The organism is Arenibacterium halophilum (genome assembly GCF_005938225.1).
GTDB lineage: Bacteria > Pseudomonadota > Alphaproteobacteria > Rhodobacterales > Rhodobacteraceae > Arenibacterium > Arenibacterium halophilum.
In genome coordinates, this window is sequence record NZ_VCPC01000004.1 from 304,280 (window position 1) to 329,958 (window position 25,679).

Here is a 25,679-nt window from a genome sequence, read left to right on the forward strand (position 1 = left end):
GCTCTCCCTCTGCCTCAGGCTGCAACCCGATTGTTTTTCATCACAAGTTCCTGCGCCAATGCGCGATAGGCCTCGGCCCCTTTTGACCGGGGATCGTAGGCCAGCACCGGCATTGCAAAGGATGGCGCCTCGCTGATGCGAACATTTCGGGGAATCACGGTGTCAAACACCAGGTCACCCAAATTATCGCGCGCGTCCTGCTCTACCTGCTGGGACAGGTTATTGCGCTGGTCGTACATCGTCAGCACAATCCCTTCGATCCGAAGCTCTGGGTTCGCCGACTGTCGCACTTCGCGCAGGGTCAGCATCAGTTGCGATAGCCCTTCCAACGCAAAGAATTCACTTTGCAAAGGTACGAGCACAGAATGTGCCGCGACCATTGCATTGACCGTCAATATGTTGAGTGATGGTGGGCAATCGATCAGAATGAAATCCCATCCATAACTGTCCATCGCGACCTGCCGCAAAGCGTCATGAAGCAGGAAACTCCGTTTTTCATTGGAAATCAGCTCAATGTCCGCGGAACTCAGATCGACAGTCGCCGGGACAATTCCAAGCCCGGAAATCGTGGTTGGATGAATCACTTCGTTCAAAGGCGCATCATCAAGCAGCAGATCGTAAGTCGTGTAGTCGCGATCCTCGCGTTCAATCCCGAATCCCGTCGATGCGTTGCCCTGTGGGTCAAGATCGACAACCAGCACTTTCAATCCGTTTTCGACCAACGCGGCGGCAAGATTGATGGCGGTCGTGGTTTTACCCACCCCGCCCTTCTGGTTTGCGACTGCAATGATTTTTGGTCCGTCAGGGCGAGAGGGATCAGACACGCGATACTCCTGTAATGCGCAAAACCGCCGCACGCGGTTCAGTCCAGCTTGTACTGGATTCAAGGTCGAAACGCCATTCTTGACGCGCTCTATCCACCTCATTTTTCCAGGATTCGCCCTTGGGAAAAACCGCCACACCACTTGGGGCCAAGTGAAGTTCTACAAACGCGAGCAGTTTCGACAGGTCCGCCAAAGCCCGCGCTGAAAGCACATCTGCTTGCGCTGGCGGTATACTTTCAATGCGTTCCGAGATTACAGTAACGTCTAATGACATCTCTCGGGCCGCCGAACGAAGGAATGCAGATTTTCGCTTGTCGCTTTCCACCAACGTTACTTTTCCGCCGGGTGAGTGCTCTGCCATAAGCGCAGCGATGACAAGCCCCGGGAAACCTCCACCGCTACCAAGGTCAAACCAATTTGTGCCGACGCGTGCCGCATCCCAAACCTGAACAGAATCCACGATGTGTCGCGTCCAGACATCGGCAAGGCTGGATTTCGATACCAGATTGATCTTCGGATTCCATTTGACGATCGAAGATTCAAAGGTTTTCAGACGATCGAATGTTTCACGTGAAACAACAAGACGTCCAACCTCAATCCCTTCACGCTTCACGACGATCAGCCCCACGCCGCAAGTGGAACAAAATCAAAGCCAGCGCCGACGGAGTCATACCATCAATCTTCCCAGCCTGGGCAATATTCGACGGCTTGGCAGATGAAAGTTTCGTCCGCAGTTCATTCGATAGGCCTTGCAGAACAGAGTAGTCAAAATCACTGGGAATTTCCTGCGCTTCATCGCGCTTCATCAGCGAAATGTCACGTTCCTGCCGCTTGATGTAGTGAGCGTACATCGCATCGCGGCCAACTTGCGCGCGAATTTCCGGATCAACTTGTGACAACTCAGGCAGTAGAACCGCAACATCTTCAAAGGTAACATCCGGAAAAGCAAGCAAGGCCATACCATTCCGGCGTGTTCCATCCTGATTGATACGGATCCCTGTTGCTGAAATTTCTTTCGGCGTAAATTCTTTCGCTTCCATCACAGATTTCGCGCGCCGTATCTTGTCAGCCTTTCCCTCGAAACTTTCGCGACGGATTTCCGAAACGATCCCAAGCTCCAAAGCCAACGGCGTCAGCCTTTGATCCGCGTTATCCGCCCGCAAAGACAACCGGAATTCAGCACGAGATGTGAACATCCGGTAGGGTTCGCTAACACCCCGAGTCACAAGATCGTCGATCATAACGCCGATGTAGCTGGAAGCTCGACCAAACTGAACGGGTGCGCGCCCCTGCGCGGCCAGTGCCGCATTCAACCCAGCCACCAAACCCTGAGCTGCAGCCTCTTCATAACCCGTCGTTCCGTTGATCTGCCCCGCAAGATACAACCCAAGAGCCGACTTGACCTGAAGCGTCGGTGTAAGAGCCCGCGGGTCCACGTAATCGTATTCGATGGCATATCCCGGCTGAAGAATTTCCACGGCTTCCAAGCCAGCGATCGACCGCACGTAAGACAACTGAACGTCTTCAGGTAATGACGTAGAAATACCATTTGGATAGATTGTGTGGTCGTCCATCCCTTCGGGCTCAAGAAAAACCTGATGGGACGACTTATCCGCAAACCGAACGATCTTATCTTCGATGGATGGACAATAGCGGGGCCCTACTCCGCTGATGTGCCCGCCGTACATAGCTGATCGATCAAGATTTTTCCTTATGATGTCGTGCGTTGCTTCATTGGTATGGGTGATCCCACACGATACCTGCCGCGCGCTCGGCGCTTTGGACATGAAGGAAAACAGCGTGGGTTCATCATCGCCTGGCTGCATCTCCAGTCGAGACCAATCAATGCTTCGCCCATCCAATCGGGGCGGAGTACCTGTTTTCAATCGTCCCAGCGGCAGCGCAAAAGAATCCAATCTTTCCGCCAGCCGAACAGACGGCTTATCGCCCATTCGCCCACCCGGACGAGACACATCGCCAATGTGAATGACACCCCTGAGGAATGTGCCGGTGGTCAACACGACCGCCTTGGCTGCCAGCTGCCTACCATCCGCCAATTCAACGCCAGCGACATTGGCACCGTTCATTATGAAATCAACAGCTTCGCCCTCGATGATCTCGAGATTTTCTTGAGAGAGCATCTCGTGCAGCATAGCTTCGCGATAGATCGTTCTGTCTGCCTGGGCCCGCGGACCTTGCACAGCGGGCCCCTTGCGACGGTTCAAAAGTCGGAACTGAATACCGGCCCGGTCAGCGACACGGCCCATGACGCCATCCATTGCGTCGATCTCACGTACCAAATGACCTTTACCCAAGCCGCCGATAGCCGGGTTGCAGGACATTACACCAATCCCGTCCTGTTTCAACGTAACCAAAGCCGTGCTGCTCCCCGCTCGCGCGGCAGCGCTTGCGGCTTCGGTCCCGGCGTGGCCGCCGCCAATCACCACAACATCAAAGGACATATGTTTCACGTGAAACACTCCTACTTACCAAGACAAAAGCTGGCAAAGATTTCGTCCAGCAGCGATTCAACATCAATGCGCCCAACAAGCGATTCGAGGGCAAGCACGGCGTGCCGCAACTCGTAAGCCGCTATATCATACGAACCGGCGCCCAGCAAAAGCAGGGCTGACGCCTTTTCTAACGACGCGCTAGCCTGTCTGATTGCATCACGATGCCGTTGACGAATGGCTAGGCCGGCAGACGCAGACCGCGATGACAAGACATTGGAAATATAGGAAACAAGCGAATCCACGCCGGCGCCGGTCAAACCCGATATGCCCTTGTGCCCCAAAGACCAATCCGCACCATCCGCCTTCGCCAAGAGGACAATATCATCGGGCCTCACCTCGACGTCGAAACTCACATCATCCAAGGTAAGAAATACCCTCAAGTCCGCAGCTTCTGCACGCTGCCGGGCAAGATGAACACCGATCTGCTCAACTGAATCCGCTGTTTCCCGTATGCCGGCCGTATCCAAAAGCGTTACGGGTATACCACCGAGGTCCATCCGAACTTCGATCACGTCGCGCGTTGTTCCCGCCACGTCCGAGGTGATCGCCGCCTGCCGACCAGCAAGTGCATTCAGCAACGTGGATTTTCCCACGTTCGGCGCGCCGATAATCGCCACTTCGAACCCGGATCGAATCCGCTCTGCGATCACTGCCCCGTCCCCATGCCGGGAAAGGCCAGTCGACACCTCGTGCAACAGCTGAAGAACTTCAGGAGTCACATCCTCGGGCACGTCTTCGTCTGCAAAATCGATCGTCGCCTCGATCAATGCTGCTGCGCGGATCAGCTTGACCCGCCACGTCTCGGCCAGTTTTCCCAGATCGCCAGAGAAAACTCGCATAGCCTGACGCCTTTGCGCTTCGGTCTCGGCGTCAATCAGATCGGCGAGGCCTTCGACCTGCGCAAGATCCAGTTTGCCGTTCTCCAAGGCCCGCCTTGTGAATTCACCCGGCTCTGCGATACGCGCCAAGCCGCTTTCGCCGATGGACCGCAAAATTGCTTCCGTGCCCGCCGGGCTTCCGTGCGCATGGAATTCCACAACATCTTCGCCCGTGAAACTTGCAGGACCAGAAAACGTAAGGACCAGCACCTGATCCAGTCTTGTTCCCTCTGCGTCACGCAACACACGAAGCGACCGGCCCGCCGAAGGCAAACCAGAACCCGACAAATGCTCTGCTACGGCAAAGGCCTCGGGACCCGACAGCCGGATCACGGAAACGCCCGCCTTACCCGGTGCGCTGGCCAGGGCGAAAATCGTGTTCATCACCGGCCTCGCTGTTCCGGGTGGGTCAGGTGTTCATTGAATCGAAGAATTCGGCGTTCGACTTGGTTTGTTTCAGCTTGGACAGCAGGAACTCGATGCCATCTGTCGTCCCCATTGGGTTCAGGATTCGCCGCAAGACAAAGGTTTTCTGAAGATCGACCTTGTCGACCAGCAGGTCCTCTTTCCGGGTGCCGGATTTGAGAATGTCGATGGCCGGGAACACGCGTTTGTCGGCGATCTTGCGATCCAGAACCAGTTCCGAGTTACCGGTGCCTTTGAACTCTTCAAAGATCACCTCGTCCATCCGACTGCCAGTGTCGATCAGTGCGGTCGCGATGATGGTCAGGCTTCCGCCTTCCTCGATGTTCCGCGCCGCACCAAAGAACCGCTTCGGCCGTTGAAGGGCGTTCGCATCCACACCGCCGGTCAGAACCTTGCCCGAAGACGGGACGACCGTGTTAAATGCTCTACCAAGTCTTGTGATCGAGTCGAGGAGAATCACAACATCTCGCTTATGCTCGACCAATCGCTTGGCCTTTTCAATCACCATTTCGCTGACGGCAACGTGACGCGTGGCAGGTTCATCAAACGTTGACGACACCACCTCACCCTTAACGCTGCGCTGCATGTCGGTAACTTCCTCGGGGCGCTCGTCGATCAACAAAACGATCAGATAGCACTCGGGGTGGTTCTTTTCGATCGAGGCGGCGATGTTTTGCAGGATCACGGTTTTACCCGTCCGCGGCGGCGCCACGATCAGCGACCGCTGGCCCTTCCCGATCGGCGCAACCAGGTCGATGATACGTGCGGTACGGTCCTTGATCGTGGGATCCTCGATCTCCATCTTCAGGCGCTCGTCGGGATACAGCGGCGTCAGGTTATCAAAGGCAATCTTGTGCTTGGCGCGCTCGGGGTCTTCAAAGTTGATCTGCGTGACGTTGGTCAGCGCGAAATAACGTTCGTTGTCGTCAGGCGCCTTGATGACCCCGTCAATCGAATCGCCGGTGCGCAGCGAATATTGGCGGATCATGTCGGGGCTGACGTAAATATCGTCCGGGCCCGGCAGATAGTTCGCCTCGGGCGAGCGCAGAAAACCAAAACCGTCCTGCAGCACTTCAAGCACACCATCGCCCGAAACTTCCCAGCCCTCGTCTGCGCGCTCCCGCAGAATCTGGAACATCATCTCACCCTTGCGCATCGTCGAGGCGTTCTCGATCTCAAGCTCTTCGGCCATTGCCAAAAGGTCTTTCGGGCTTTGTGCCTTCAGATCGGACAAGTTCAGTTTTTCGATGGTCATAGGGAAACACCCACGTAACGGGCCATGCGGCGCTGGCAATATGGTCTGCGGAAGAAACGCCACCCGGACGGGCACGCTGAAATCGCTATGTAGTGATTTGCCGGGTCCAAGTCAAACCCCTGCCGACAACACCTAGAACCGTATGACCACCGAAAACACGATCACGACCATCAGAAGCGTCGGCAGCTCGTTCATCATGCGGTAGCGACGAGCAGAAACCGTGTTGGTTCCATTCATCAGGTCTTTGCGACGCCGGCCAAGCCAGTGATGAAACCATGTCATGCCAAGAACGCCGGCGGCTTTGGTCCAGGGCCAGATGCTGCTCCAATTCACCAGCCCGGGCGTGAACACGAGAAAGAGGCCGAACACCCAGGTTGCAATCATCGCAGGATTCATGATCGCCCTCAGCAGGCGACGTTCCATCACCTCGAAGATCGAAGGCAACTGATCCTTGTCGGCCTGTTCAACGTGATAGACGAACAGCCGTGGCAAATAGAACAGCCCTGCCATCCAGGCGATGACCGAGATGATGTGAAGTGCCTTCGTCCAGGGATAGAGCGAGATGAGGAAATCGGTCATGTCGGGCCTCGTGGTTCAGCCCGGCGTATCAAATAATATATAAAGAAAGAAAGAAGGATTATGGTTTTGTAGAGATCCCCGGATCCGGTGGATAACTGGGTTGTCCCGCGATTTATACATGATTTGCTGACGTGAACAAAAACGTGTTGTCAGCACAAGTATTTACACTTTTCTTTTAAATAACAAAAGGTTGTGGGTTTGATAAAGGGTAGCATCTTGTGGATAAATCGGGAAAAACCTATCGCCAATCCCCTATCCACATGCCTCAGGTTTTCCCAATCCACCGAAGTAAAAACCGGGAGGGCGAGTGGGTGAACGCACGAACCCCGGGATTGGTTGCACAGAAAGCCAAATTCTCCGAAAAACTTACCCAAGTCTTAACGACAAATCCCGAGGTTCATCCACATGGCTGCCCACATCGTCCTTGCCTCAGGTTCCGAAACGCGCGCCTCAATGCTGCGTAACGCGGGGCTCGTCTTTGATATAGAACGTCCGCGCGTGGATGAAGAGGCCGCCAAGGCCGGGCTTTTGGCCGAACAGGCGCGCCCGCGGGACATTGCCGATGCCCTGGCCGAAATGAAGGCACGTAAGGTTTCGGCCCGCCACCCCGGCGCAATGGTAATCGGATCCGATCAGGTGCTGGATTTTCAGGGGCAGCTTTTATCGAAACCAGACGGCCCGGATCACGCGATCGAGCAGCTGTCCGCACTGCGGGGCCAACGCCACAGCCTCTATTCTGCCGCAGTGATCGTGCAGGACGGCGCGCCGATCTGGCGTCATGTCGGGCAGGTCCGGCTGCAGATGCGGGATGTCAGTGACGCCTATCTGTCGGCCTATGTCGCGCGCAACTGGGAGGATATTCGCCACAGCGTCGGGGCCTATCAACTGGAACGCGAAGGGATCCGCCTGTTTACGGCCATTGACGGCGATTACTTTACAGTTTTGGGTATGCCCCTGTTGCAGGTACTGAATTTTCTGGCGTTGCGGGGGGATATCGAGACATGACGGAAAAACGGATACCCCTGGCCGGCTTGATCGGGTCGCCGGTTGCCCATTCCCGTTCGCCGCAGTTGCATCAGCATTGGCTGCGCAATTTCGGTATCAAGGGCTTTTACGTGCCGATGGATGTGGCTCACGGCGACCTGGAGCAGGTCATTCGCACCCTTCCCCGCATGGGGTTCGTCGGCGTCAACGTCACGATCCCGCATAAAGAGGCGGTAATGGCGATTGCCGATCTGATCACCGACCGGGCCACGTTGATTGGCGCGGCGAATACGCTGATCTTCCGCAAGGATGGCAAGATTCACGCGGATAATACCGACGGGTACGGGTTTATCGAGAATCTGCGCAGCGGTGCCCCGAACTGGACGGCAAAATCCGGGCCCGCCGTGGTGCTGGGCGCCGGTGGGGCCGCGCGGGCGGTTGTCGCGTCGCTGTCGGATGCGGGTGTGCCGGATATTATCCTGTCGAACCGCACGCGGGTCCGCGCGGAAAAGCTGAAACAGGATTTTGGCCAGCGGGTGCGTGTTGTCGATTGGGTGCAGGCCGGCAATGTGATCGACGAGGCCGCGTTGATCGTGAACACCACCTCGCTTGGCATGGTTGGCAAACCCGAGTTGCGCGTACCGCTGGATGGGCTGACTCCCGACAAGGTGGTGACCGACCTGGTCTATACGCCTTTGAAAACCCCGCTTCTGCAAACGGCAGAGGCTGCAGGCTGCACCGTGGTTGACGGGTTGGGAATGCTGATTCATCAGGCGGTTCCGGCCTTCGAACGCTGGTTCGGCCACCGCCCCGAGGTTGACGACAGCACGCGCAAGGCGATCCTGGGATGACGTTCAAACTGGGCCTGACCGGATCCATCGGCATGGGCAAAAGCACCACCGCGCAGATGTTCCGGGACGAAGGGTGCGAGGTGTGGGATGCCGATGCCGCCGTGCATCGCGTTTATGCCGCCGGCGGCAGCGCGGTGGGCCCCATGCGCGCGGCCTTTCCGCAGGCGATTGTCGATGGCGCAGTCGATCGCGGCGCTTTGAAAACGATCATCGCCGCCGACCCGACCGCGCTGAAAACCATCGAAACCATTGTGCACCCACTGCTGAAACAGGACCGCGCGGATTTTCTTGCCAATGCGACGGCGGACATATTGGTCTACGATATTCCGCTGTTGTTCGAGACCGGCGGAAATGCGGGGATGGACGCCGTGGCCTGCGTTTCCGTCGATGCACAGACGCAGGAAGCCCGCGTTCTGGCGCGGGGCACCATGACGGCCGAGCAATTTCAGATGATCCGTGAAAAACAGATGCCCGATGCCGAAAAACGCGCCCGCGCGGACTATGTCATCGTGACCGATACGCTTGAACATGCGCGCGCGCAGGTGCAAAACATCGTCTCAACCATCCGGGCGGGGCTGCGCAATGCGTGAAATCGTACTTGATACGGAAACGACGGGATTCGACCCTGAACAAGGCGATCGGATCGTGGAAATCGGCGGAGTCGAGCTGCTGAACCACGTCGCCACGGGGCGCACCTATCATCAGTACATCAACCCCGAACGCGACATGCCGCAAGAGGCGTTCGAGGTGCACGGGCTGTCCATCGACTTTCTGAAGGACAAGCCGGTGTTCGCGAAGATCGGGCAGGAATTCCTTGATTTCGTGGGCGACGCCAAGCTGGTGATCCACAATGCCGCGTTTGACATGAAATTCCTGAACGCCGAGCTGAAGTGGATGGGCCTACCGCAACTGCCGTGGGAACAGGCGTTGGACACGCTGGCGATTGCGCGCAAACGCTTCCCGGGGTCGCCCGCCTCGCTGGATGCGCTGTGCCGCCGGTTCGGAATCGACAATTCGTCGCGCACGTTGCACGGCGCGTTGCTCGACTCGGAAATTCTCGCCGATGTGTATCTGGAGCTGATTGGTGGGCGGCAGCCCGATTTTGCGCTGTCGCAGGACACCACGGACACGCAAAGCGCTGCGACAGAGACATGGCGCCCGCAACCACGCCCTGCCCCGCTGCCGTCGCGGATTTCACAGGCTGAGAAGGCCGCGCATGACGCTTTCGTGGAGAAACTGGGGGCCGAAGCCCTGTGGCGGCGCGCCTGACCGGATGACCGGGCGCGCCTGCGTGGCTTAGGCCGTGCCGGTCGCGCCGGTCTGGGCTGCCTGACGGCGCGCGATTTCGGCGCGATAAATTTGCACGAAATCAATGTTTTCCAGGTTCAGCGGCGGATAACCACCGTCGCGGGTCACGTCGCTGACGATCCGGCGCAGGAACGGGAACAGCATCCGCGGGCATTCGATCAGCAGGAAGGGGTGCATCTGTTCTTCGGGCACGCCCTGAATGCGGAACACGCCGACATATTCGATTTCCATCAGAAACAGCTTGTCGCCACTTTCCTTGGCCTTGGATTCGATGTTCAGCTTGATCATCACTTCGAACTGGTGGTCGGCTTCGCGCTTTTTCGCGTCAAGGTTCACCTGAACCGAAATGTCTGGGTTCACCTCTCCGGTGCCGCCGCGCTGCGCCATCACGTTTTCGAATGAAAGATCGCGAACGAATTGGCCCAGAATGTTCATCTGAACCTGTGGCTGTTGTTGGCCCTCTGCGGGTGTTGCGCCGTTTTCCGACATGTAAAAGCTCCTCAAGCAAACCTGTTGGGCGGCTGATTACCAGCTTGTCCCGCGCTTCTCAATGGCGGTTTGACGGCTGGTCCGGGTCCGATGTCCACCCCGAAGGCCCGCGGTTCACGCGCGGCTCGGGGCTGACGTCCTCGTATTCGCCATCAATCACTTGACCGCCCTGCGGCCCGCGCCGGTGCTGCGGCCCCGGTTGCGGACCCGGGCCCATGCTGAACCGCTGTACCTTGACCCGTTTTGCAAGGAACCGGAACGCAGCGTGGCGCACCGTTGGGATCAACAGCGCAAAGCCGACAGCGTCGGTGAAAAACCCCGGCGTCAGCAACAGAACACCAGCGACCAAAATCATCGCCCCATGAGCCAACGGCTCGGTCGGGTCGCGCAACTCGTTGAAACTTTGCCCCAGTTGCGCAATCGCCATGCGGCCCTGGGTTTTCACCAGCCATGTGCCCGCAATTGCCGTCAGGATCACGATGGCCAAGGTGGGAACCAGCCCGATGGCGCCGCCAACCTGAATGAACAGCGCGATTTCGACGATCGGAACCATCAGAAAGGCCAGAAACAGATACATGCGGCAAAACCTCTTGTTCGGTGTGCAGTGGTGGACTCGGTCCCATCGGTCACCTACATAAGTCTTCGACGCCGCGCTTACAAAGCCGATGCCAGAAAACGAGGTTACGACCCCAATGAATTCACCCCTGATTCAGCTTATTGTTCTGGCTGGAATCGCCATTTTCCTGATCCTGCGGCTGAAAAGCGTGCTTGGAACTCGGGAAGGTTTCGAAAAACCACCCCTGCCGACGCCGCAGTCGAAATCCGGACGCCGCGATTTCGAAGTGATCGAAGGCGGTCCCGACCTGGACATCGACGACAATGTCGAGCCCGATAGCGACGATGCGCGCGAACTGGCCGCGATGAAGCGGATCGAACCTGCCTTTTCCGTGACGGAATTCATTCAGGGCGCGCGCGGTGCCTATGAAATGATTGTGATGAGCTTTGAGCGCGGGGATATCGTCGACATCCGCCCGTTCCTGGCCGATGACGTATACGATGCGTTTTCCGACGTGGTTGCCCATCGCGAAGAACAGGGCCTGAAGATCGAGGCGGAATTCATCGGTGTGCGCGAAACCCGCGTTCAGGACGTTCGGTTCGACAAAGATACGAACCGCGCGGAAATCACGATGCGCTTCGTAGGCGAACTGACCTCGGTTGTGCGGGACCGTGGCGGCGACATCATCGAAGGCAGCGCCACCACCGCCAAGCGCCAGAAAGACAGCTGGACCTTCGCGCGGACCATGGGGTCCGACGATCCCAACTGGATCCTTGTCGCCACGGACGCATGATTGGCGCGCTGCGTGCCCTTGCGCTGGCCGGTTCGGTCCTGATGGCCGGCGACGGGCGGGCCGAGGTCACGCACGACATTCTTGAGTTTTCCGATCTCGACGGCTGGGCGGATGACGATCATGACGCGGCCCTGGCCGCGTTTCGCAACACCTGCGCGGATTTCAACGATCCTGACTGGCTGTCACTTTGCGCCGTCGCGGATACCATCGCACCGGGCAAGGCACGTGGCTTTTTCGAGCTGTTCTTCCGCCCTGTGCTGGTGGGAAATGGCGAACCGGCGCTGTTCACCGGATATTTCGAGCCCGAGCTGGATGGATCGCTGTCCCGCACCGACCGCTTCAGATATCCGCTGTACAAAATGCCGCCCGAGGCGCGCGATAATAACCCCTGGTTGACCCGCGAAGAGATTCTGACCAGCGAGGTGATGCAAGGGCGCGGTCTGGAAATTGCTTGGGTTGATGACCCGGTCGAGCTGTTTTTCCTGCAAATCCAAGGCTCTGGCCGGATCCGCCTGACCAATGGCAAAATGCTGCGCGTTGGGTACGGCGGGGCCAACGGACATCCCTACCGCTCGATTGGCGTTGAACTGGTGCGGCGAGGGATTTATGGCGCGCATCAGGTCAGCGCGCAGGTGATCAAGAACTGGGTGCGCCGCAATCCCGAGGCTGGCGAAGCTTTGCTGTATCACAACCCGTCTTATGTGTTTTTCCGCCGAATCCGCAGCATCCCGGCGCAGGATGGCCCGCTTGGCGCGATGAACCGGTCGGTCACGGCGATGCGCTCGGTCGCGGTGGACCCTGACTTCACCCCGCTGGGCGTGCCGGTCTGGGTGGAAAAAGACGGTGCCGATCCGCTGCGCCGCTTGATGGTGGCACAGGATACGGGGTCGGCGATCAAGGGCGCGCAGCGGGCTGATATCTTCTTTGGCACGGGTGATGCAGCCGGTCAGGCCGCGGGCAAGCTGCGCGATCCCGGGCGCATGGTGATGCTGATGCCGATTCAGCGCGCCTATGCGATGGTGCCGGACGGACTCTGATGAAACGCCGCCGCCCTACCCCGGACGAGCTGGACCTGTGGAACCGTGTTGCGGCCAGCGCCCAGCGGATGCACCCCGGGCCTGTTCCCACGCCACCAAAGCCGCCCGCAAACCCCACGCCGGAGCGTAAGGCGAGGCCGCGCGTGGCCCCGCCCGCACCCGTGCGCACCACGATGCCCGCGCCGCGCGGCCCGGTGATGGATGCAAAATCCCATGCCCGCATGACGCGCGGCAAGATGAAGCCCGAGGCCCGGATCGACCTCCACGGCATGACGCTGGATCAGGCCCACCCGGCCTTGGTACGGTTCATCCTGTCGTCGCACGACAGAGGCAAACGACTGGTCCTTGTGATCACCGGCAAAGGCAAACAGAGCGAGGATTCGGGCCCTATTCCCCGTGTTCGGGGCATTCTGCGGCGCCAGGTGCCGCATTGGCTGGCCACACCACCACTTGCGCAGGCGGTGCTGGATTACACGCCCGCGCATATCCGCCACGGAGGCGAAGGCGCCTTTTACGTCTACCTCAGGCGCCTTCGTTAAACGGGTCTACAGCACATAGCGGCTGACATCGGTCGATCGGGCCAGCTCGCCGACATTGGTTTCCACGAAATCAGCATCAACAGTGATTGCTTCGCCGCCTTTGTCGGGCGCGGTGAAGGACAGTTCTTCGAACACACGCTCCATCACCGTATAAAGCCGCCGCGCTCCGATATTCTCGACCGACTGGTTCACCTCGGCCGCGATCTTGGCCAGCGCGGCGATGCCGTCGTCGGTGAAGGTGACGGTCACATCCTCAGTGCCCATCAAGGCGGTATACTGGCGCGTCAATGCGTTGTCGGTTTCGGTCAGGATGCGGACGAAATCCGCCTCGGTCAGCGCGCGCAGCTCGACCCGGATCGGCAGCCGACCCTGAAGTTCGGGCAGCAGGTCCGACGGTTTGGCGATGTGGAACGCGCCCGAGGCGATGAACAGAATGTGGTCCGTCTTGACCGGGCCATGCTTGGTCGACACGGTCGTGCCCTCGATCAGCGGCAAGAGATCGCGCTGCACGCCTTCGCGGCTGACATCGCCGCCGCGCGCATCGGATCGGGCGCAAACCTTGTCGATTTCATCCAGGAACACGATGCCGTTCTGTTCCACCGCTTCAAGCGCGGTCCGGGTGACGGTTTCGTCGTCCAGCAGCTTGTCAGCCTCTTCCCCGATCAGGATCTCATAGCTGTCAGCCACCGTCAGCTTGCGCCGTTGTGTGCGCCCGCCCATGGCCTTTCCGAACAGGTCGCCAAGGTTCATCATGCCCATATTGGCACCGGGCTGGCCCGGAATGTCGAACATCGACATCGGGTTCGAGGTGTCGGCCAAATCCAGCTCGATCACCGTATCGTCCAGCTCGCCATTCTTCAGCTTCCTGCGGAACATCTCGCGCGTGGCTTCGCGCGCGTCTTCCCCCGCAATGGCGGAAATAACGCGTTCTTCGGCGGCACTGTGGGCGCGAGCCTTCACATCCTCGCGCATGTACTCGCGCGTCAGGGCAATGGCACTGTCGACCAGATCGCGGACGATCTGTTCGACGTCGCGGCCAACATAGCCAACCTCGGTGAACTTCGTCGCTTCGACCTTGATAAACGGCGCTCGCGCCAGCTTTGCCAAGCGACGGCTGATTTCCGTTTTGCCAACGCCGGTCGGCCCGATCATCAGAATGTTCTTCGGGTACACCTCGTCGCGCAGATCGTCGGACAGTTGCTTGCGCCGCCAACGGTTGCGCAGCGCCACGGCGACGGCGCGTTTGGCATCCTTCTGGCCAATGATGTAGCGGTCCAACTCGCTGACGATTTCGCGGGGGGTCAGATCGGTCATGTTCTGTCTTTCGTACCGGTGGCGTGGCCCAAGACTTTCTTTGAAAGTCTTGTCGAAAATTTCCAGGAAATTTTCACTTGCGGATCGTTTCCACCGTCAGGTTTCCATTTGTGTAGACACAGATATCCGCGGCAATCGCCATCGCGTCGCGGGCGACCTGTTCTGCGGAACGGTCGCTGTCCATCATGCCGCGCGCGGCAGCCAAGGCATAATTTCCGCCCGATCCGATCGCCGTCACATCGTGCTCGGGCTCCAACACGTCGCCCGCGCCGGTGATCACGAAGATATCCGCACCATCCGACACGATCAGCATCGCCTCCAGCTTTTGCAGGTACTTGTCTGTCCGCCAGTCCTTGGCCAGTTCCACACTGGCGCGGGCCAGCTGTCCGGGGGTAGATTCCAGCTTGGCCTCCAGCCTCTCCAGCAGCGCAAAGGCATCGGCAGTCGATCCAGCAAAACCAGCGACAATATCGTATCCGCCAGGCGACAGGCGGCGCACCTTCCGGGCGGTGCCTTTGATCACGGTTTGGCCAAGAGACACCTGGCCATCGCCCGCGATCACTACTTCGCCGCCTTTCTTGACGCCAATGATCGTTGTTCCGTGCCAGCCGGGAAAGTCGGTGCTGCTCATGGGTCCTCCGGGTTGCTGGCCGCCTATATGGCGGCTTGAGTCAGGGCAGACAAGGCCACCGCACCAATGAAAAAGGCGCCCGCGGGGGCGCCTTTGGGATCATGTCGCAGATCGAGCGATCAGATCGATTCGTTGATCCAGCTTTGCAGAGCGGCCTTGGGCGCCGCGCCGGCGCGGTTCGACACCACCTGCCCGTCCTTGAAGATGAACAGCGCGGGAATGCCACGTACGCCCATTGCGGCGGCAGCGTTCGGATTGCTGTCAACGTCAACCTTGGCGACCTTGATCTTGCCTTCGTATTCGGCGGCAAGCTCTTCCAAGGCGGGGCCGATCTGTTTGCAAGGGCCGCACCATTCGGCCCAGAAATCCACCACGACGGGGATATCGGAATTCTTGACTTCGGCGTCGAAGGTTGCATCGGTTACGGCAACGGTGGCCATGGGGTTTCTCCTACAGGGGTAAGGCTTGGGGTTTTGGCGGCGTCAGGCACCGGAATCTAGGCAGGCCCATCCGGAAGGTCAAGATGTGGGGTGCGGCTCCCGGCGCTCATCACAATATCCTGAGGGAGTGACATGAATGTGGCGGTCCGCGTCCACAGGATCGCGGTGTCGATCTGGTGGTCAGGAAAGATTTGTTTCAACGCATGGGCATAGGCGAACATCTGTCGCAGCAGTCCTTCGGGTGTGGCCTCGGGCGTTGGGGGCACCGTCGCATTCGTCTTGAAATCCACTGCCAGAACCGTGGTTGGTGTCACGATCAGACGGTCGATCACCCCGTGCACGCGGCGCGCGCCGATCTGCGCGGTCACCGGCACCTCGGCCAGGGTGTCGGGGCCGAACAGATGCGCAAGCTCGGGTGCGTCGATCACGGCGCTTGCCTCGGCCAGCAAGGCGGCGCGGGTTGCACTATCGGTGCCGGGCAGCAGGCGTTCGGTGACATTTTCGCGCGTACTGGGGTCCGATCCTGCAAGAACTTCGATCAGGCGGTGGATGCGCGTGCCGCGCAACTTGGCGGCGTCTTCTTCCTCTCCCATGTCACCGGGCAGGGCCTTGGCGCCACCCAAATCCGACGGGCTGAGCGTTTCCAGCGGCGGTACAGGTATCGGCGCGGGCAGGTTGAAGACATCCGGCAGATCAACCGTTTTCTTTTCAACCTCTTCGGGCACCTGCACTGGCAAGTCGTCCCATCCGTCACCCTGAACCGAGAGCCCGATACCCCCGGGCAGGTCGCGATCTACGGCACCAGAGTCGCGCATCGCTGCTTCGACCTGCTGATACCAGCTGTCGCCCTCTTTATCCAAATCGCCGGCCGCCGCCACGATCAGCCACTTTTCTGCCCGTGTCAGAGCCACATAGAGCAGCCGTTGGCGTTCGTTCATGTCCTTGTCGCGGATCGCCTGCGCGGCCTCGGTCAGCGCGGGGGGCATCTGGGCCGCTGCGGGGCGCCACATTGGAACGCCGTCCAGCGCAAGGATGTCGCCACGGTTCTGGTAGGCGCGTTTCGCGGTGTCGGGCAGGATCACGATGGGCGATTCCAGCCCTTTTGCGCCATGCACCGTCATCACCCGTATCATATCGCCCGCGCTGCCCAATTCGCGTTTGATCTCAAGGGCATCGGCCTCCATCCACGTCAGGAAACCGGTCAGGCTGGGCACATCGGTGCGCTCGTAGGCCAGCGCCTGCGACAGCAGCGCGTTGATGCCGTCTTCCGCCTCAACCCCAAGCCGCGCAAGCAGGCGGTTGCGGCCGTGATGGCGGGTCAACACCCGTTCGATCAGGTCGTAAGGGCGCAGGAAATCGCTTTGGGCCATCAGGTCGGTCAGCGTGGCGACCGTTTCGGAATGCCGCGCGCCCTGATCGCGCAGGGTTTGCCACAGATACGTGCGTCCGCGATCATGGGCGAGGCTGAACAACTCCTGCTCGGTCCAGCCGAACAGCGGCGATTTCAGGGCAATTGCCAGCGACAGGTCGTCCTCGGGCGTGGCCAGGAACCGCAGCAACGCGGCCAAGTCCTTTACCGCCAGTTCGGCGCCCACCTTCAGACGGTCGGCCCCGGCAATCGGCAGGTTCGCAGCCTTGCAGGCGCGTATGATCTCGGCAAACAAATCGGATCGACGTTGCACCAGCACAAGGAAATCGCCAGCCCGCACCGGGCGGCGGATCAACCCGCCCTGCCCCTGCGCCGGAATGGTTTCGCCCGCGTCGATCAAGCGGCGGATTTCTCCGGCGATCCGCTCGGCCAGTTCCACCGTATGTCGGCGCGGGCTTGGCCGGTCGACCGGATCAGTCCAGTGCCGGTCATCATCTTCCGAGGTTTTGTCGACCACGGGCCACAGATCGATCCGGCCGGGCAGATCGCGCTGGAACGCGCGGTGCTGGCTGTCCTTGTGGAAGCCGGCGGCGGCCTTGCCGTCGAACACCAGATCGACCAGCCGAAGGATCGACTGCGCCGAGCGAAAGGAAAATTCCAGCGTAAGATCTTCGAGGTTCCCGCCGCTTGCGCGCAGACGGTCGCCAAATTCGGCCTGCATCCTGTCGAACGCTTGCGGGTCGGCGCCCTGAAAGGAATAGATCGACTGTTTCTTGTCCCCAACCACGAAAATCGTGCGCTCAACCCCTTCGCGCGCCCCCGCGCCGCTGGTGAATTCCTGCGCCAGCTTTTCGATCACGTCCCATTGTTCGGGGCTGGTGTCTTGCGCTTCATCCACCAGGATATGGTCGATCCCCCCATCCAGCCGGTACAGCACCCAGGCTGCCACGGCGGGGTTGTTCAGCAATTGCCGCGCTTTCTGAATCTGGTCATCGAAATCCAGCCAGCCGCGCAGCTGCTTGCGGCGTTCATATTCGGGAAGGAATCGCGTGGCAAAACGGTGCAGCGCGGCCGATTTCCGCGCAGCCAATAGCCCAAGCCGGGCCGGCCGCGCAGATTCGACCCGCGTCATCAGGTCATTGAGGCGAGGCAGGATCGCGGCGCAGGCCTCTTGCGTCTTTTTCGTCGGGAAAGACCCTAATTTGGCTGTAAACGGCTCTCTCGCACTGGCGCCTGTCAGCATGATCTGTTCCAGAACGGCCAGTGTTTCGGCTTCGGGCGCGGGCTTGTCGATGACTGCGGCCAGCGCCTCCCCCGCTTTGACGTCGGTTTTCGAGCCGGCCATCAGCGCGGCGTGCAGATCACGCAGCAGTTCGGCTTCGCCCCCAAGAAACACCTGCGCCAGCAGCGCGGCGTCGTCGAAACCGGACGGCAAGCCGAAAGCGCCCAGCAACCCGTCAAATGTCATCGGCGGGGTCAGCGCGGCGCGGTATTGCAGGACCGAGGCCAGCACATCGTCCAGCCCTGCGCCCGAGGCATGGCGGGCGAGCCCTTCGATCAGTGGCGCATCTTCGCCTTCGGCCATCTGTTCGACAATCTCGGCGCAGAGCAGCCGCGCGGCTCGGGTTTCCATCTCGGAAAACTGGGGGCTGACCCCGGCCTCGAGCGGAAAACGCCGCAACAGAGACGCACAAAAGCTGTGGATCGTCTGAATTTTCAGCCCGCCCGGTGCCTCGATCGCGCGGGCGAACAGGGTGCGGGCATGGCGCATCCTTTCAGGCGTGATCGCACCTTCGACGCCCAGCAGGTCAAGCTGGCCGTGCAGCGCGCCATCTTCCAGCATGGCCCATTCGCCCAGCCGCCGGAACAGGCGGTTCTGCATCTCGCTGGCTGCCGCCTTGGTGTAGGTCAGGCACAGGATGTTCTGCGGATCGACCCCGGCCAACAGAAGCCGCGCCACCCGGTCGGTCAGCACGCGGGTTTTTCCCGACCCCGCGTTGGCGGACAGCCATGTCGAGGCATCGGGCCGCGCCGCCTGCACCTGGCGTTCGGTGGCGTCGTCGCGCGTGCTCATGTCAGATCCTCCGGTACGGCAGGGTCCGACAGATCCCATTCGCCATAACGGGCCAGATGGTCGTAATCGCCAATGTCTTGAATGCTTTGCAGCATCAGCCGCGCGGTGAACCCCTGTTCGGCGGTCAGATACGCACCGATCAGACCGCGCAATTCATCCAGAACGGTGGCGGCGGGTGTGTCTTCCAGCGGGGCATCGACTTCGTGATATTGGCCACCCAGCCCGAGAAAGGTTGCGCGGGCAACCCGGGCGTGGCCCAAAGCGGCAAAACCGCCTTGTTCAGCCATGGCGGCTTCGATCAGCAATTGTTTGTCGAACAGGGCCTGTTGCTTCACCGTAGGTGCGCGCCCGGTCTTGTAGTCAAAGATGTGCAGTTGCCCGACCTCATCAATGTCGATCCGGTCGGCCTTGCCGTTGATCGTGAAATCCAGCGGGGTCAGCGCCAGTTCGCCCTTGGGTTCGAATTGGGCGGGCCGGGCGCGGCGCTGACGGACCTGTTCGGCGCGCAGGAAATCATCGGCCACCTGCGCCAATCGGGCCAGCCACAACTGCCGCGCCACCGGCCAGGGCACATGGGTGTCCAGCACCTCGCGGCAGGTGTTCAGAAATGTCTCGCGCGTGAGGATTTCGGGCTGCAAAACCGAGGCCCTGATGAAATCTTCCAATGCCTCGTGAATGACGATGCCACGCAACAGGGCGTCAGGTTCGCGGATCAGCGGATCCAGCGGTTTCAGCCCCAGAACGTGCTTTGCGTAAATCGCAAACGGATCGCGGATCAGCCGCTTGATTTCCGTCACCGAAAGTTTCCGGGGTCGGGCATTCACCGGCGGGCGCGGGGCAGGGCGCGGGGCGGGGGCCACCGGGGTCACGGCCTCGGATGCGTCGGCCAGCGCCAGCCAGTGATCGCCGCGTGCCTGCATGGCGGCCAGCGCATCGCGACCGGCGCCGGGTATTCCGCCCAGCAGGTTTTTCAGCCGATTCAGCCAGCGCGAAGGCACGGTTTCGGCATCGTCCGACCGTTTCGGGCGTGTCAGCCAGACCTGCGGCGCGGCAATCGCCTGCTGAAAATCATGCGCCGACAGGCCGATCTGGCGTTCGGGCAGCAGCAACCCGGCGGCATGGCGCATCCGCCGGTTCAACCACGGGTCGGGCGAGGGCGATTCCGGCCATGTGCCTTCGTTCAGCCCGCCAAGGATCAGCAGCCCCGCGCCCTGCACCCGCGCCTCGAGCGTGCCCCAGATCAGGATGTTCGGATGCGGTGCGTCGCGGTCGCGCACCTCTTCTCCGCGCAGCAGAGCCTCCAGCAGATCATGGAATTCGCTTGCCGTCATGTCACCGCCGTGGGCGGCCTGTTCGGCGAGGGTTTCCACCACCTGAAGCGCGGATTGACCGGCGTTGCGCTCCCACAGGGTGCCGCTGCCGTCGGGCGCGGTGCCACGCGCGATGGCCTCGGCGGCGTGGCGCAGCCAATCGACCCATTCGGCCAGCGGGCGGGTGCCCGAAGCAGGCTGCGCGCAGATATGATCGCAAACCCAGTCAATCCAGCTGGGCGGTATCTTGACCTTGTCGTCGGCGATCCAACCCGACAGCGACGCACGGTCGGGGAAGGGCGGGCCGTGTCGGCGCAGGCGCAATTCCGTGTCGCGGGTATAGAGGTTGTGGGGCCCGCGATCGGCGCCGGTGTGAGTCAGCGGGTGTTTCAGCAGCGTCACCAGCCGTTCCGCCGTCAATCGTTCGGTGGCCAGTTGCGCGACATGGCGCAGGAACCGCCCCGGTGGCGACAGGTGCAGCGGCAGGCCGGCGCTGTCGTCGGGTACGATGCCCCATCGGTCCAGCGCAGCGGCCACCCGGCGCGTGAGCATCCGATCGGGCGTGATCAACGCGGCGGTTTCGCCATCCTCGGCCGCCTGCCGCAGACGCAGCGCGATACAGATCGCCTCGGCCCTTGGGTCGGCGGCTTCGACCAGCGTCATGTCCTGCGTGGCGGCATCCAGATCGGTTAGCGCGGGGCCTTCCGCCAGCCAGGCGTCGGTGAACGGTGCGGGCCGCAGGGCGAGCGAGACCAGCCGGTTGCGCGGTTCGGACGCGGGCGGCGAGTTCGTCCAGCGCCGCACGTCGCCCGGTTGCAGGTCAAGCCCCTGAAGGATCGGGGAAAACCGAAACTGCGGGTGGTCTTCGGACACTCGCGCATCGGACATATCAGCCCAAATGCCACCCGGTTGATCGAAATCGAACCCGGGCAGCACGATCGCGCCCTGCGGCAACCGCGCGACCGCGTCGATCAGCATGTGCGTTGTCCCACGCGACCCGGTGGACCCGGCTAAAATCACGGGATGTTCAGGCGGTGTGGTCGCCCACTGCTCGATCAGCGTTTGGACTGCCCGGCGTTGCCGTGCCTGTGGGTCAAGCTGGCCGGATTGTTCATCCAGATATGTTTCTACAATGCCGATAAAGCTTTGCGCGCGGGCCCAGTGGCCTGACATATCGGTCACGTCCAGCGTGCGGATCGTCTCGGCAGACACACCTTCGCCCTGCATTTCGTCCAGCAGGCCGGCAAGGCTGTCGGCCAGGTCATACACCGAGTGGCGCGCGGCCAGGTCAGGTTGTGCCTTGATCAGCTGGGCGACCAGCTGTGCAAGTTCCAGCCGCCGCCGCAAAGGCGGAGCTGAAGGGGGCAGGGCGCCCGGTAGCCAGGTTTCCACCACATCCGTCACGAGCGAGATACGTGGCAGCAGGCGCGCCGGGCCAGTGTCGAACAGATCGCGCAATCGGCGCGCCATGCGTCGGGTGTTTACGACGAGGTCCACCTGCGCCATCGCCAGTGGAGACTGCCCGGCCATGCGATCGGTCAGGCCGCGGATCAGCTCGGCCGGGAAATCGACTCCAGGCGGCAGGGCAAACAGGCGGGGGGTGTCGGTGGGTTCAAACATGCGGCTCTGTTATCAGGGTTTCGGCCAATGCGATTCCATCAGGGTGCCCGACGTCGCACCATCTTCCGGGGTAGCGTAGCCCGAACAGCCGCCCGTCGCGGGCGATGTCATCCCAGATGACGTTCAGCGAAAACACGCGGTCGGGGCGCGCCGCCACCCGGGCCGGGTTCAGGATTTGCACGCCTCCGTAAACGAAATCGCCACCACGGGAAATTCGACCCTCTATATCCAACCTGAAATCTCCTGCGGACTTGCGGCCAAGGCAACCCGACAGCGGCACGCAGATCAACAGCGCTTCCATACGTGCCGGATCCCACGCATCGGCCAGCAGGGCCAGCGGGTTCGGACCCTGCCAGATCGCGTCGGAATTCGTGGTGAACAGCGGCCGGTTCCCCAGCAGCGGAAGCGCCTGTTTCAGCCCGCCACCAGTATCAAGAATATCGGGCGTCTCGGCCGAAACCGTCACGCCGAGGGGCGTAAGATGTGTCTCTAACTGGTCAGAAAGGTAATGCGTGTTTGCCACCACGCGCGGCACGCCGTGGTCGCGGATCAGATCGAGCGTGTGATCGATCAGCGCGCGCCCAGCCACTGGAATCAGCGGCTTGGGCTGCGTGCGGGTCAGCTCGCCCATGCGGGTGCCGAACCCTGCGGCAAAGATCATCGCCGATTGGGGCGCGTCGCTCATGCCGCGCGCAACCCGGTCAACGCGTCCGGGGTCGGGGTGGGCAGGGCGTCGCGCAGCAGATCGGCCACCGGGGCCAGCACGGGATGTTCCAGATCGGCCATCAACAGATCCCAGACCTTGGGGATCATGTCGACATACTGCGGCTTGCCATAGTCGTGCCCCAGCCGCCCGAACACACCCAGAATGCGTAGGTTGCGCTGGGCGCCAAGCACCGCATAGGCAGTTCGGAACGCGTGATCGTCGCAGCCGGTTTGTTCTATGTAATGCGTGATGTTCCGGGTCTCGACGGCCGGAGAGACATCACGGCGCACGTCCTGCAACAGCGACACGAGGTCATAGGCCGGGTGGCCCAGCATCGCATCCTGGAAATCCAGCAGACCCACGCGCGCAACGCCATCCCGGTCGGGCAACCACAGCAGGTTATCGGCGTGATAGTCGCGCTGAATCAGAACAGGGGGGGCGCCTGTCGTCGTTTGCTGCAGAATGTCCTGGAACCGGTCGGCGAACCGGCTGCGCGCCTTGGTCGCCGGATCGCCCGTCACAAGGGCGGCGTATTTGTCGAAGGCGAGGCAGGCCAGGTCCGTCATCAGCGGAGGATCGTAGGTTTCCAGCGTGGGGGCGGGCACCTGGTGCAGTGCCACCAGAACATCGGTGGCGGTTTCATAGAGCAATGGTTCGTTGTCTGGACGGGCGCGCAATACGCGCGAAAACAGGTCGTCACCCAGATCTTCGAGGATAAGAAGCCCATTTTCGGCATCCTGAGCGATGATCTGCGGCGCGCTTAGCCCAGCGGCGCAAAGATGTTTGGCAATCCGCACGAAGGGGCGCACATCTTCGCCTTTCTCTGGCGGGGCATCCATCAGAATGGCGGTTTTGCCCGTTTCAGGGTCTGTCAGACGGTCATAGCGCCGGTTCGAGGCATCGCCCGCCAGCACCGCGCGGATGGCCCCGGCCCAAGGCGAGCCCGCAATGAAATCCGCAATCAGGGCGTTCCGGTCAGCCATGGGCGACTCCGTCAAGTTTGGCGGCCCATTTCGGTGCGGACCACGTAAATTCAAGGGTGCGGTGATTTTCATCCTCGGGCGACGCGCTTAGCGTCAGAGCCAAAGCATCTGGCGGCGCGGTACCGCCCAGCCTGTCTGGCCATTCGACAAGGCAGATGGCCTGCTCGAACGCATCGAACAGGCCAAGTTCTTCAATCTCATCGGTGCCCGTCAGCCGATACAGATCGGCGTGCCAGATTTGATCCTTGGTCGTGTCGTACATCTGAACCAGGGTGAAGGTCGGCGAGGGCACATCTTCGGGTTCGGACAGGCGCGATTGGATCAGGCTGCGGCAGAAATGGGATTTTCCTGCGCCAACCGGGCCGGTCAGCAGGATGGTGTCGCCCGACTCTAGTCGCGCGCCAATGCGGCGGGCGAATTCCGCCGTTTCTTCGGCGCTGTGCGAGAGGCAGGTAAACGGGCTGGCAGTCATAGCGCCACAATGGCGTTGGCGCGCGCCGCCCGCAAGCCGGATCAGGGTTTGGAGGAGACCTTACGCCCGGAGATTACCGACAGGCTGGACGGTGGGCGGGCGTGTTCAAACACGATCATCGTGGCGCCGGAGTGGATTGGCAGCACCCGACAGCTGATGGCGCCATTGTCGCGCAAAAGAACCTCGGACGTCCATTCGCCGCGGTCGTCGCGCTGAGCGACGAAATCGCGAATTTCGCCCCAGACCGGGGTCGCCTTGCACTTGTCCTGCCAGTTGCGCGTGGCATCGACGATGGAAACCTGCGCAAAGCTTTTGTCGGGATCAACGGACCACAATTTGCAGTAGGCTGCGTTTGACATGGTCAGGCTGCCGTCCGAGGAAAAGACGGCAATGGCCTGATCAAGATTGTCGAGCACAGTCTGGCCCATTTCCAGATCGGTTCGAAACCGCCGCGTCAGCGAGATTTCGGCGGTGATGTCTTCGAACAGGAAGGCGATCGCGCCATCGGGATGCGGGCGGCCGTTGACCGAATAAACCGATCCCGATGCCAGCGTCCATGTTTCCTGATAGCGCCCATCCGAAGCCGCAGCGACCAGATCGGCCATCTGATGTCGCCAACTGTTGTAGTTCTTGGGCTCGGGCATGATGCGCTGATCGCGCAGGCGGTCAAAGAAGGTAAGCAAATTCGGGCGCCCGCTCAGGAAATCGGCAGGCAGCGACGTGAGGTCGATCAGCGCGGGATTGAACAGCGCAAGCTGGCGATTGCGGTCGAAGATCGCCAACCCGATTGACAGTTGTGCGAATGTCTTGGCGAGTGTCTGGACAAAATTGCGCTGGGCAGACTCTGCCTCGACCACGGCGGCCACGTCGATCGCATAGCACAGAGGCCCATCGGGCCGCGGCACCAGAGAGACATCATACCAGTTCTTAATGCCGGAATTCTCGGTCACGACAGGCAGGCGGCGGGTGCGTTCGCGGTTCAGGTCGGCGTTCAGCACGGGAAACACCGGATCGCCCGGGTCCTCCAGTTTGGGAACACGTTTGCGCAATGCGTCATACGATGCGTTCGACCATGTCACGCGCCCTTCGGACGATAGCCGCCAGATCGGAGTTGGGGCGTGATCGATTGCTTCCTTGTAATTCTCGTAGCTTTCGCCCAGAGGCGCCAGCCGGTTGGACTGATACCCCCCGTTTTCAAGCGTGATACGGACGTGCTGGCCCAGAGATTCGATCGTGAGTGTTGCGTAATCCGCGGGCGACGGCGGGCGCAGAACCAGCTTGCCCGCGTCCTTAATCATGGCAGGGTTGGAGGGGAACCCGGGAAACCGGGTCCCAAGCAGATCTGTCAGATCGTTCCAGTCGGTTGGGATATTATCGCGATCAATCCCGCTGTCTGGGCCGCACACCCAATCCGAAATAAGGCTGCCATCATAGATCCACGCGGCTTCGTCGGAACCTAGCTGAGAGCGGATGCGCCCGTCTCGGCGAGACGCCAGCATCCCTGGCGCGAGAAACGCCACGGCGCCAATTGCGCTTGCGATACAGATGGGCACAAGCATTGCCCATTCTGTCCAGTCGAGGTCAAGCATGTCGGAAATCCGCCGAATATCTGCTGGTGGCATGTTTGCCGTAATACATTAACAGACTGTTAAGATTACCGCGTCCAGACTGTTTCTTTGCAGTCTCGCAAACTTGCGCCGGTACCGCAGGTGCAAGACAAACCGGAAT

Annotated in this window: 24 protein-coding genes; 7 read left to right on the top strand and 17 right to left on the bottom strand. The window is 60.7% G+C overall.

Going from position 1 to position 25,679, the window contains the following annotated elements; all coding sequences use genetic code 11:
• Positions 1–14: 14 nt before the first annotated feature.
• The 6 genes from FGK64_RS18415 to hemJ form a co-directional block, all read right to left on the bottom strand.
• Positions 15–824, bottom strand: a complete 810-nt coding sequence (locus FGK64_RS18415; RefSeq protein ID WP_138865314.1) for a ParA family protein — start codon at positions 822–824, stop codon at positions 15–17.
• Positions 817–1,437, bottom strand: a complete 621-nt coding sequence (gene rsmG / locus FGK64_RS18420; protein WP_246057821.1) for a 16S rRNA (guanine(527)-N(7))-methyltransferase RsmG — start codon at positions 1,435–1,437, stop codon at positions 817–819. The genes FGK64_RS18415 and rsmG overlap by 8 nt, the downstream gene beginning before the upstream one ends.
• Complete coding sequence (gene mnmG, locus FGK64_RS18425; RefSeq protein WP_138865315.1) at positions 1,427–3,295, bottom strand: tRNA uridine-5-carboxymethylaminomethyl(34) synthesis enzyme MnmG; 1,869 nt, start codon at positions 3,293–3,295, stop codon at positions 1,427–1,429. Before mnmG ends, rsmG begins: the two co-directional genes overlap by 11 nt.
• A gap of 11 nt (positions 3,296–3,306) precedes the next feature.
• Positions 3,307–4,599, bottom strand: a complete 1,293-nt coding sequence (gene mnmE, locus FGK64_RS18430) for a tRNA uridine-5-carboxymethylaminomethyl(34) synthesis GTPase MnmE (RefSeq protein ID WP_138865316.1) — start codon at positions 4,597–4,599, stop codon at positions 3,307–3,309.
• A gap of 25 nt (positions 4,600–4,624) precedes the next feature.
• Positions 4,625–5,896: a transcription termination factor Rho gene (rho, locus tag FGK64_RS18435; protein WP_138865317.1), complete on the bottom strand. Its 1,272-nt coding sequence runs from the start codon at positions 5,894–5,896 to the stop codon at positions 4,625–4,627.
• A 132-nt stretch (positions 5,897–6,028) separates the two neighbouring features.
• The gene (gene hemJ / locus FGK64_RS18440; RefSeq protein WP_138865318.1) at positions 6,029–6,475 is read right to left on the bottom strand and encodes a protoporphyrinogen oxidase HemJ; all 447 of its coding nucleotides are present in this window, start codon (positions 6,473–6,475) and stop codon (positions 6,029–6,031) included.
• A 405-nt stretch (positions 6,476–6,880) separates the two neighbouring features.
• On the opposite strand from hemJ, the gene FGK64_RS18445 reads away from it, so the two are divergent.
• From FGK64_RS18445 to dnaQ, 4 genes are read left to right on the top strand one after another with little or no spacing between them, the layout of a single operon-like run.
• Positions 6,881–7,480 (top strand): Maf family protein, encoded by a 600-nt coding sequence (locus tag FGK64_RS18445; RefSeq protein WP_138865319.1) that lies wholly within the window; start codon positions 6,881–6,883, stop codon positions 7,478–7,480.
• On the top strand, positions 7,477–8,310 hold the full coding sequence (locus tag FGK64_RS18450) for a shikimate dehydrogenase (RefSeq protein WP_138865320.1): 834 nt from the start codon (positions 7,477–7,479) through the stop codon (positions 8,308–8,310). Before FGK64_RS18445 ends, FGK64_RS18450 begins: the two co-directional genes overlap by 4 nt.
• Entirely contained in the window at positions 8,307–8,900 is a 594-nt protein-coding gene (gene coaE, locus FGK64_RS18455; protein WP_138865321.1) for a dephospho-CoA kinase, read from the top strand. The genes FGK64_RS18450 and coaE overlap by 4 nt, the downstream gene beginning before the upstream one ends.
• Positions 8,893–9,579 (top strand): DNA polymerase III subunit epsilon, encoded by a 687-nt coding sequence (dnaQ, locus tag FGK64_RS18460; RefSeq protein ID WP_138865322.1) that lies wholly within the window; start codon positions 8,893–8,895, stop codon positions 9,577–9,579. The genes coaE and dnaQ overlap by 8 nt, the downstream gene beginning before the upstream one ends.
• Positions 9,580–9,606: 27 nt before the next feature.
• Here dnaQ and secB read toward each other — a convergent pair whose 3' ends face one another.
• The gene (gene secB / locus FGK64_RS18465) at positions 9,607–10,107 is read right to left on the bottom strand and encodes a protein-export chaperone SecB (RefSeq protein WP_138865323.1); all 501 of its coding nucleotides are present in this window, start codon (positions 10,105–10,107) and stop codon (positions 9,607–9,609) included.
• A 58-nt stretch (positions 10,108–10,165) separates the two neighbouring features.
• A complete protein-coding gene (locus FGK64_RS18470) occupies positions 10,166–10,684 on the bottom strand; it encodes an FxsA family protein (protein WP_138865324.1) in 519 nt (172 codons plus the stop codon).
• Between the two features lie 115 nt (positions 10,685–10,799).
• Here FGK64_RS18470 and FGK64_RS18475 point away from each other — a divergent pair, with 115 nt between their 5' ends.
• From FGK64_RS18475 to FGK64_RS18485, 3 genes are read left to right on the top strand one after another with little or no spacing between them, the layout of a single operon-like run.
• Entirely contained in the window at positions 10,800–11,456 is a 657-nt protein-coding gene (locus tag FGK64_RS18475) for a Tim44/TimA family putative adaptor protein (protein ID WP_138865325.1), read from the top strand.
• The gene (gene mltA, locus FGK64_RS18480; protein WP_138865326.1) at positions 11,453–12,493 is read left to right on the top strand and encodes a murein transglycosylase A; all 1,041 of its coding nucleotides are present in this window, start codon (positions 11,453–11,455) and stop codon (positions 12,491–12,493) included. Before FGK64_RS18475 ends, mltA begins: the two co-directional genes overlap by 4 nt.
• The gene (locus tag FGK64_RS18485; RefSeq protein WP_138865327.1) at positions 12,493–13,032 is read left to right on the top strand and encodes a Smr/MutS family protein; all 540 of its coding nucleotides are present in this window, start codon (positions 12,493–12,495) and stop codon (positions 13,030–13,032) included. The genes mltA and FGK64_RS18485 overlap by 1 nt, the downstream gene beginning before the upstream one ends.
• A gap of 6 nt (positions 13,033–13,038) precedes the next feature.
• Here the strand turns inward: FGK64_RS18485 and hslU are convergent, their stop codons facing one another.
• From hslU to FGK64_RS18530, 9 genes are all read right to left on the bottom strand, one after another.
• Positions 13,039–14,346, bottom strand: a complete 1,308-nt coding sequence (gene hslU / locus FGK64_RS18490; protein ID WP_138865328.1) for an ATP-dependent protease ATPase subunit HslU — start codon at positions 14,344–14,346, stop codon at positions 13,039–13,041.
• Positions 14,347–14,419: 73 nt separating this feature from the next.
• Positions 14,420–14,977: an ATP-dependent protease subunit HslV gene (gene hslV, locus FGK64_RS18495; protein ID WP_138865329.1), complete on the bottom strand. Its 558-nt coding sequence runs from the start codon at positions 14,975–14,977 to the stop codon at positions 14,420–14,422.
• Positions 14,978–15,096: 119 nt separating this feature from the next.
• Positions 15,097–15,417 (bottom strand): thioredoxin, encoded by a 321-nt coding sequence (gene trxA, locus FGK64_RS18500; protein WP_138865330.1) that lies wholly within the window; start codon positions 15,415–15,417, stop codon positions 15,097–15,099.
• 56 nt (positions 15,418–15,473) lie between these two features.
• Positions 15,474–18,860 (bottom strand): double-strand break repair helicase AddA, encoded by a 3,387-nt coding sequence (addA, locus tag FGK64_RS18505; protein WP_138865331.1) that lies wholly within the window; start codon positions 18,858–18,860, stop codon positions 15,474–15,476.
• Positions 18,857–21,790, bottom strand: coding sequence for a double-strand break repair protein AddB (gene addB, locus FGK64_RS18510; protein ID WP_138865332.1), 2,934 nt, complete (start codon positions 21,788–21,790; stop codon positions 18,857–18,859). The genes addA and addB overlap by 4 nt, the downstream gene beginning before the upstream one ends.
• Positions 21,783–22,475 carry a nucleotidyltransferase family protein gene (locus tag FGK64_RS18515; RefSeq protein WP_246057822.1) on the bottom strand — a complete coding sequence of 231 codons (693 nt, stop codon included), beginning with the start codon at positions 22,473–22,475 and terminating at the stop codon, positions 21,783–21,785. The genes addB and FGK64_RS18515 overlap by 8 nt, the downstream gene beginning before the upstream one ends.
• Positions 22,472–23,479: an aminoglycoside phosphotransferase family protein gene (locus FGK64_RS18520; RefSeq protein WP_138865333.1), complete on the bottom strand. Its 1,008-nt coding sequence runs from the start codon at positions 23,477–23,479 to the stop codon at positions 22,472–22,474. Before FGK64_RS18520 ends, FGK64_RS18515 begins: the two co-directional genes overlap by 4 nt.
• A complete protein-coding gene (tsaE, locus tag FGK64_RS18525) occupies positions 23,472–23,951 on the bottom strand; it encodes a tRNA (adenosine(37)-N6)-threonylcarbamoyltransferase complex ATPase subunit type 1 TsaE (RefSeq protein WP_138865334.1) in 480 nt (159 codons plus the stop codon). Before tsaE ends, FGK64_RS18520 begins: the two co-directional genes overlap by 8 nt.
• 41 nt (positions 23,952–23,992) lie before the next feature.
• On the bottom strand, positions 23,993–25,540 hold the full coding sequence (locus FGK64_RS18530; RefSeq protein ID WP_138865335.1) for a PAS-domain containing protein: 1,548 nt from the start codon (positions 25,538–25,540) through the stop codon (positions 23,993–23,995).
• Between the last annotated feature and the right edge of the window lie 139 nt (positions 25,541–25,679).

Coding starts and splice junctions, on each gene's coding strand:
- mnmE (WP_138865316.1), bottom strand. CDS start 4,599: ATGAACACGATTTTCGCCCTGGCCAGCGCACCGGGTAAGGCGGGCGTT.
- rho (WP_138865317.1), bottom strand. CDS start 5,896: ATGACCATCGAAAAACTGAACTTGTCCGATCTGAAGGCACAAAGCCCG.
- hemJ (WP_138865318.1), bottom strand. CDS start 6,475: ATGACCGATTTCCTCATCTCGCTCTATCCCTGGACGAAGGCACTTCAC.
- FGK64_RS18445 (WP_138865319.1), top strand. CDS start 6,881: ATGGCTGCCCACATCGTCCTTGCCTCAGGTTCCGAAACGCGCGCCTCA.
- FGK64_RS18450 (WP_138865320.1), top strand. CDS start 7,477: ATGACGGAAAAACGGATACCCCTGGCCGGCTTGATCGGGTCGCCGGTT.
- coaE (WP_138865321.1), top strand. CDS start 8,307: ATGACGTTCAAACTGGGCCTGACCGGATCCATCGGCATGGGCAAAAGC.
- dnaQ (WP_138865322.1), top strand. CDS start 8,893: ATGCGTGAAATCGTACTTGATACGGAAACGACGGGATTCGACCCTGAA.
- secB (WP_138865323.1), bottom strand. CDS start 10,107: ATGTCGGAAAACGGCGCAACACCCGCAGAGGGCCAACAACAGCCACAG.
- FGK64_RS18470 (WP_138865324.1), bottom strand. CDS start 10,684: ATGTATCTGTTTCTGGCCTTTCTGATGGTTCCGATCGTCGAAATCGCG.
- FGK64_RS18475 (WP_138865325.1), top strand. CDS start 10,800: ATGAATTCACCCCTGATTCAGCTTATTGTTCTGGCTGGAATCGCCATT.
- mltA (WP_138865326.1), top strand. CDS start 11,453: ATGATTGGCGCGCTGCGTGCCCTTGCGCTGGCCGGTTCGGTCCTGATG.
- FGK64_RS18485 (WP_138865327.1), top strand. CDS start 12,493: ATGAAACGCCGCCGCCCTACCCCGGACGAGCTGGACCTGTGGAACCGT.
- hslU (WP_138865328.1), bottom strand. CDS start 14,346: ATGACCGATCTGACCCCCCGCGAAATCGTCAGCGAGTTGGACCGCTAC.
- hslV (WP_138865329.1), bottom strand. CDS start 14,977: ATGAGCAGCACCGACTTTCCCGGCTGGCACGGAACAACGATCATTGGC.
- trxA (WP_138865330.1), bottom strand. CDS start 15,417: ATGGCCACCGTTGCCGTAACCGATGCAACCTTCGACGCCGAAGTCAAG.
- addA (WP_138865331.1), bottom strand. CDS start 18,860: ATGAGCACGCGCGACGACGCCACCGAACGCCAGGTGCAGGCGGCGCGG.
- addB (WP_138865332.1), bottom strand. CDS start 21,790: ATGTTTGAACCCACCGACACCCCCCGCCTGTTTGCCCTGCCGCCTGGA.
- FGK64_RS18515 (WP_246057822.1), bottom strand. CDS start 22,475: ATGAGCGACGCGCCCCAATCGGCGATGATCTTTGCCGCAGGGTTCGGC.
- FGK64_RS18520 (WP_138865333.1), bottom strand. CDS start 23,479: ATGGCTGACCGGAACGCCCTGATTGCGGATTTCATTGCGGGCTCGCCT.
- tsaE (WP_138865334.1), bottom strand. CDS start 23,951: ATGACTGCCAGCCCGTTTACCTGCCTCTCGCACAGCGCCGAAGAAACG.
- FGK64_RS18530 (WP_138865335.1), bottom strand. CDS start 25,540: ATGCTTGACCTCGACTGGACAGAATGGGCAATGCTTGTGCCCATCTGT.